Origin of the sequence: Streptomyces sp. NPDC127119 (assembly GCF_042677425.1) — a bacterium.
GTDB lineage: Bacteria > Actinomycetota > Actinomycetes > Streptomycetales > Streptomycetaceae > Streptomyces.
Window position 1 is genome coordinate 59,449 of sequence record NZ_JBHXTO010000042.1, and the last position, 6,732, is coordinate 66,180.

Below are 6,732 nucleotides of genomic sequence, written 5' to 3' on the forward strand. Positions count from 1 at the left end.
CCACCGCCGCAGCTTTCCTTCACACCGTCGGCCTCCCATTGATCTTTCGGCGGCCACCGGCCGTATCCCTCTTCGGAGAACAGGACCAGAACGCCGGATCAGCGCGCCCCATCGGGGCGCCGGACCGGAGAACTGGACCGGAGAGCTGGAACCGCCCCGGCGACCGAGGAGTCGGAAGTCCCGCCATGCCCGCACCTCATGTGTCCCTGCCGCCCGCCGACCACGTCCTGTCGCCGCACACCGGCTGGACGCGGGCGCACTGGGAGACGCTCGCCGACCGGCTGCTGGAGGCCCTGGTCCCGTACGCCACGCCGGGACACGCGCAGTACCGGCTGCCCGGCCGGACCTCCTCGTCGGGCGTGGTCGCGGACGGACTGGCGGGGTTCGCACGGTCATTTCTGCTGGCCTCCTTCCTGATCGCCGGGTCACAGGGCGAGGTCGATCCCCGTCTTGTGGAACGCTACGCGCGGGGTCTGACAACGGGCACCGACCGCGACGGCGGCGAGGCCTGGCCCGAACTGACCGACTGCTCCCGGCAGATGTCGGAGGCCGCCACGATCGCCGTCGCCCTCCACGAGAGCCGCCGCTGGATCTGGGACCGCCTGGACGGCGGGACACGGGAGCGGATCGTCGACTGGCTGTGGGGAGTCGTGGGCCGCCGCACCCCGGACGACCACAGGCGCCTGCACCAGGTGGTGACCGAGCAGTTCCTCGCCTCCGTCGGCGCGCCGTACCGGCAGGACGACATCGACGCCGGACTCGACCGGCTGGACGACTGGTACGCGGGCGACGGCTGGTACAGCGACGGCGAGGGCCGGACCTTCGACCACCTCAACGGCTGGGCCCTGCACCTGTATCCGCTGCTGTGGAGCCGGATGGCCGGCGGCGGGGGCGGCGGTCGTGGCCAGGTCTTCCGGGACCGGCTCGCCCGGTATCTCACCGTGCACCCGCACTTCTTCGGCGGCGACGGCGCTCCCGTGCACCACGGGCGCTCCCTGGCGTACCGTTTCGCCGCCGTCACTCCGGCGTGGCTGGGCGCCCTCGCCGGCTGTACGCCGCTGGCCCCGGGCCTCACCAGGCGGCTGGCGTCCGGCACGGTACGGCACTTCGTCGAGCGCGGGGTGCCCGACGAACGGGGGCTGCTGCCGCTCGGCTGGTACGAGACGTTCCTGCCGCTGGCCCGGCCGCACTCGGGACCGGCGTCGCCGTACGGGGCGAGCACCGGCTTCCTGGGCCTGCTGCTTCCTCCGGAGCACCCGGTGTGGACCGCACGCGAACTGCCCCTGCCGGTCGAGGAGTCGGACCGGTACACCGCGCTCCCGGCGACGGGCTGGCTGCTGCACGGCACGAAACGCGACGGCATCGTGCGCCTGATTAACCACGGCGGCGACGGCACTTCACCGGCCGGGGTCTCTGGGGGCGATCCGGTCGAGGACGATCCCTACTCCGCGAAGTTCGGCTACTCGACGGCGACGGCTCCCGAGGCCGCCGCGCACGCGGGGGGAACGGGCCGTCGACGGACATGTGGCACTGGTGGCCGCGGACGGCACCCCGTCGCGCAGACGGACGGTCGTCCCACTGCACTGTTCCGGACGGACGGCGGCCTCCCGCCACGAAGGCCGGGTACCCGGCGGCAAGGAGCGGTTCACGATCGACACCACCAGCGTGCTGCGCGGCCCCTGGGAGATCCGCGTGCACCGGGTGCTCGCACCGCCCGGTGTGACGGTCCGGGAGGGCGGTTACGCGGTCGCCGGCCCCGCTCGGCCCACCTCGGAGCGCGGGTACGGCTGGGCACTGGCGCGCACCGGTGACGGGCTGACCAGTGTCGTCGTGGCGCTGCACGGCTGGGACGAGGACACGGGCATCGCGCGCGAGGCCGAGGCCAACGCCTTCGGTCCGCACTCGGCGACGCCGTACCTCCGGTGCGCCGCGGGCCACCCGGGCGACGGCGGTGTGTACGTCACACTGCTCGCGCTGACCCGCGACTCGGTGCACCCCCAGGCGTTACGGGAGTCGGTGTCCTGCGCGGTCGAAGGACACGAGGTCCGGATCACCTTCCCGGAGGGCGACACGGTCTCCGTATGACCTCACCGGAAGCTCCGCACGGCTTCGCCGAAGGCTCCGTACGGCTTCACCCGTGGCTCCGCTCCGTACGACGTCGCCGGTGGGCGGCGCGGGCGTACTCGTGGCCGTGGGCCAGTGCCCGGTGGCCGGTGGCCGGTGGCCGGTGGCCGGTAGCCGGTAGCCGGTAGCCGGTAGCCGGTGGCTGGTACCGGTCAGGGCCCGCCCTCCCTCAGCTCGATCTGCTCGACCAGTTCCGCCGCCATCGCCTTGATGGTGTCCAGGCCCGACCTCCCCCACGGCCTGGGTTCGACATCGGTGACGCACACCGTGCCGAGCGCGATGCCCGTACGGTCGAGAAGAGGGGCGCCCAGGTAGGAGTGGATGCCGTACTCGTCGACGACCGGATTGCCCGCGAAGCGCGGGTAGTCGCGCACGTCCTCCAGGACCAGCGCCTTGTGGCGGACCACCACATGGGGGCAGAACCCATAGTCGCGGGCCATATGGCGGCCGGGTCCGATGGAGGGCGGGGCCGAGCGGCCGAGGTCGGCGTCACCGCGGATCGTGTCACCGCCGCTGCCGCCGCCACGATCGCCGCTGATGCCGGTGCCGGTGTCCATGGGATCGTGCCGGGTGTCCGGGAGCCGGGCATGCGGGGGTTGGGAGTGCAGGGGCCGGGCATGTGGGGGCTGCGCATGCAGGCCCGCGAAGAACTGCCGCTCCTCGCCGACGAAGTTGACCATCGCGTACGGCGCCCCGGCCAGCTCGGCCAGCCGCCGCGCGAAGGCGTCGAGGGCCGGTTCCGCGCGCTCCCCCAGGCCCAGCACCCGCAGTCGGCACGTCCGGGCGGGTGCCTCCTTGTCCTCGGGCGTGAGCAGCAGCCGACCGGCCGCGCGCGACGGGTCGTAGCTCATGTGTGTGCTCCGTGGCTCGGGGCGCGCGTGGGTGCGTGGGCGAGCAGATGCCGTACGAGGGTGAGCAGGGTCTGCACTCCCGAGCTGGAGATCCGCGCGTCGCAGCGCACGACCGGCACGCCCGGGTCGAGGTCGATGGCCGCGCGCACCTCCTCCGGGTCGTAGCGGAAGCCGCCGTCGAACTCGTTGACGGCGACGATGAAGCCGAGGCCGCGCTGTTCGAAGAAGTCGACGGCGGCGAAGCAGTCCTCCAGGCGGCGGGTGTCGGCGAGGACGACCGCGCCGAGCGCGCCTTCGGAGAGCTCGTCCCACATGAACCAGAACCGTTCCTGTCCGGGCGTGCCGAACAGGTACAGCACATGTTCCGCGTCGAGGGTGATACGCCCGAAGTCCATCGCCACGGTCGTCTCGACCTTGTTCTCGATGCCGTCGAGGTTGTCGGTCGCGGCGCTGACCGTGGTCAGCAGTTCCTCCGTGCTGAGCGGCGCGATCTCGCTCACCGCGCCGACGAAGGTGGTCTTGCCCACCCCGAAGCCTCCCGCCACCAGGATCTTCAACGCGGTGGGGAAAGGGTCAGAGCTGTCGTCGTAGTCCATCGAGCACTGCCTCCAGAAGAGACCGGTCAGTGGGGTTGTGGTGGAACGTCGGGGGCTTCATGGACAGCGCCCCGCAGTCGACGAGGTCGGACAGCAACACCTTGGTCACTGCTGCCGGCAGCTTCAGATGCGCGGCGACCTCGGCCACCGAGACGGGGTCCCGGCACAGTTCGAGCGCCTGGGCGTGCTCGGGGCCGAGGTAACCGAGGGGGGTGACGCCGGTGGCCATCACCTGGGACAGGAGGTCGAGCGCGGTGCTCGGCCGGGTCCTGCCGTTGCTCACCTGATAGGGCCGCACCAGGCGGCCGGCCGCGCCGTCGAGCCAGGGCCCGTCGCCGGCCGCCGCCACGTTCAAGGCCTCATCGCCGGAGGTTCGGCACTGTGCTGCCGCGGCGCGGTCATCAGGTACGGGCGGACGCTCTTGACCAGCATCGCCATCTCGTAGCCGAGTACGGCCGCGTCCGCGTCGCGCCCGGCCAGCACGGCCAGACAGGTACCGGAGCCCGCGGTGGACACGAACAGCAGCGTGGAGTCCAGCTCGACGACGACCTGGCGTACATCGCCGCCGTCGCCGAAGCGGACGCCCGCGCTCCGCCCGAGGGAGTAGAGCCCGGAGGCCAGGGCGGCCATGTGGTCGGCGCTGTCGGGATCGAGTCCGTGCACCGACTTCACGAGGCCGTCGCAGGAGAGCAGCACCGCGCTCCTGGTGTGCGGTACGCGCTGCACGAGGCCGCTCATCAGCCAGTCGAGATCGGATGCATGGCCGGTCGGCACATCGCTCGCCATGGGGGATCGACTCCTTGTAATACGAAGGTCTTCGGGAGCGGAAGTGTGGGTGGGGGTGTGCGTGGGGGCGGGGGCGGCGTGATTCATCCGGCCGGTGCGCTCCCGTCGTGCCGGGCGGGCTCCATGGGGGCAGGCTCCATGGGCGTCGGCTCCATAGGGGCGGGCCCCATGTGGCTCGGACTCGTGTGTGCCGGACCCGTGTGTGCCGGACCCGTGTGGGCGGGCCCCATGTGGGCGGGCCCCATGGAATCCATCTCCCTGCACTGGGCCTCGGCGAGTCCGATGCCCCGCTGGAACGCCGCCATCAGGCCGGGGTCGTGTCCCACCAGGAACTCGGACTCCTGCCGGGGCGCGGGGCCGCCGCGCAGTTCGGGCACGATGTGTTCCTGCGCCCGCCGTTTGGGCAGTTGGGGCCTGGTCATGCTGCCGCGCACCACGCCGTTGCGCGGGGTGGGCGGCGCGACCGTGTTCTCGGCGACGGCCTGCCTGTCGTCGGCCCGGATCCCGGGAACGGCCTCGGCGGGGTTGGCCCTGGTCTCGGCCCCCCGCACCGGGAGGGGGGCGGGACCGCCACCGCCCCCGTTCACGAGGGTCAGCCCGACGTGCGTACCGTCCGGTTGCGCCTGTGGATGCGCCTGCGCGGGCACGGCGGTCCAGGTCTCGTGCGCCGGGGTCCCATGTGTTGGTGTCCCATGTGTCGGCATCCCATGAGCCGGGGTCCCGTGTGGGGGCGTCCCATGGGCCGGGGTCCCATATGCCGACCGCTCATGGGTCGGGGTCGCATGTGTGGGGAGCCCATGTGCAGGGCCCCCATGTGGCGCAACCTCATGGACAGGGGACCCGTTCACCCCGTTCGGCGCCGCCGTCAGCTCCCCGGGCTGCGCGCCCTCCTCGTCCCCCAGCAACGCCTGCGGCACGACCAGTACGGCCTGGACGCCGCCGTAGATGTTGGTCTGCAGCCGGACGGCGATCCCGTGCCGGCGGGCGAGCTGGGAGACCACGAACAGTCCGATCCGGCCGTCCTGGAGCAGGCTCGCCACATTCACCTGGTCCGGGTCGGCGAGCAGCGCGTTCATCTTGTGCTGTTCGGCCAGCGGCATGCCGAGCCCGCGGTCCTCGACCTCGACGGCGAGCCCGGACGTGACCACGTTGGCCCGCAGCAGCACCTGGGTGTGCGGCGCCGAGAACACCGTGGCGTTCTCGACGAGTTCGGCGAGCAGATGGATCACGTCGGCCACGGCGTGGCCGCGCACGGTCCCGTCGATGGGCGGTACGAGCTTGACCCGTGAGTACTGCTCCACCTCCGCCGTCGCGGAGCGCAGCACCTCGGTCATGGAGACCGGGTTGCTCCACTGCCGACGCGAGACGGCACCGCCGAGCACCGCGAGGTTCTCGGCGTGGCGGCGGATGCGGGTGGCGAGGTGATCGACGTGGAAGAGGCCTTTGAGCAGGTCCGGGTCCTCGATCTCGTTCTCCAGCTCGTCGAGGATCGAGATCTCTCGGTGGACGAGGGACTGGAGCCGCCGGGCCAGATTGACGAAGACCTCGACCTTCTGCTCGCTGCCCGCGTGGCTGGACAGCTGGGAGGCCTGGACGACCGCGCCGATCGCCCCGTCGTGGGCGGACGCCAGGTCCTCGGCGAGCAGGTCGAAGTCGTCGGCGTCCGCGGCGGGCCGGCTGCGCGGCCGACGTGCGGGCGGGCCGTCACCGCGGCGCAGTGTCTCGACGAGTCCGAGCAGATCGGCCTGGCCCCGGGCGCTGATGCGGCGCAGCGCCCGGATGCGGTCGTGCACGGACCGGGCGGCCCGGTCCGCGGCCACGGTGGCGATCACGATGCCCGCGAGAGCGACCGCGAGGGTTCCGGAGAGCACGATCCACAGGGTGAGGTCGGGGCGTGCGCCGGTCGTGCGGACGGTGAAGAGCACGGCGGCGCTCGCGCTGAGCGCCACCGCGAGGGGCGGCAGGATCGCGAGGCGGAGCAGTTGGGGGCGTATGTGGGTCTCGGGCAGCGTGGGGCCGATGCGGGCGACCGGTCGCCCGTGCCGCCCGCCCTCGCGGCGGTCTGCGCGTGCGGCCGGTGCGCGGAGGTGAGACATCTACGTCCTCGTACTGGTGTGGCGGGGCTGTGGGGGTCCCCCGGTCGAGAGAGCCGAAGAAATAGGCCCTCTGTCGCTCAGCGGCCACTCACAGTAGTCGCCACCGCATCATGTGCGGTGGGCAGTTGACAAAGTCCGACGGCTCACGTCCCGCTCTGGTATGAGCGTTCGTACGACAGACCGATAAACCCCTCGAACATGCGCCTCCGTGTCTCGCTGAACTGATCAGACCTGGTCAGAAGCGGTCAACGAAAAACGGCGAGGGCCGAGGAGCAGTTC

The 6,732-nt window shown here is 71.9% G+C and carries 5 protein-coding genes and 1 pseudogene; 1 reads left to right on the forward strand and 5 read right to left on the reverse strand.

Features of this window, described 5'->3' with window-relative positions; translation table 11 throughout:
* The first annotated feature begins 185 nt into the window (after positions 1-185).
* Positions 186-2,085 (forward strand): annotated as a pseudogene (locus ACFVH5_RS20045) (DUF2264 domain-containing protein).
* A 191-nt stretch (positions 2,086-2,276) separates the two neighbouring features.
* Here the strand turns inward: ACFVH5_RS20045 and ACFVH5_RS20050 are convergent.
* The 5 genes from ACFVH5_RS20050 to ACFVH5_RS20070 all read right to left on the reverse strand — a co-directional run bounded on the left by ACFVH5_RS20050 (position 2,277) and on the right by ACFVH5_RS20070 (position 6,453).
* On the reverse strand, positions 2,277-2,975 hold the full coding sequence (locus tag ACFVH5_RS20050; protein ID WP_385834990.1) for a GAF domain-containing protein: 699 nt from the start codon (positions 2,973-2,975) through the stop codon (positions 2,277-2,279).
* Positions 2,972-3,571 (reverse strand): ATP/GTP-binding protein, encoded by a 600-nt coding sequence (locus ACFVH5_RS20055; protein ID WP_107019936.1) that lies wholly within the window; start codon positions 3,569-3,571, stop codon positions 2,972-2,974. The genes ACFVH5_RS20050 and ACFVH5_RS20055 overlap by 4 nt, the downstream gene beginning before the upstream one ends.
* Positions 3,549-3,920: a DUF742 domain-containing protein gene (locus ACFVH5_RS20060; RefSeq protein WP_107019937.1), complete on the reverse strand. Its 372-nt coding sequence runs from the start codon at positions 3,918-3,920 to the stop codon at positions 3,549-3,551. The genes ACFVH5_RS20055 and ACFVH5_RS20060 overlap by 23 nt, the downstream gene beginning before the upstream one ends.
* 2 nt (positions 3,921-3,922) lie before the next feature.
* Positions 3,923-4,357 (reverse strand): roadblock/LC7 domain-containing protein, encoded by a 435-nt coding sequence (locus ACFVH5_RS20065; RefSeq protein WP_384803906.1) that lies wholly within the window; start codon positions 4,355-4,357, stop codon positions 3,923-3,925.
* Positions 4,358-4,440: 83 nt separating this feature from the next.
* The gene (locus ACFVH5_RS20070) at positions 4,441-6,453 is read right to left on the reverse strand and encodes an ATP-binding protein (RefSeq protein ID WP_385834991.1); all 2,013 of its coding nucleotides are present in this window, start codon (positions 6,451-6,453) and stop codon (positions 4,441-4,443) included.
* Positions 6,454-6,732: the final 279 nt, after the last annotated feature.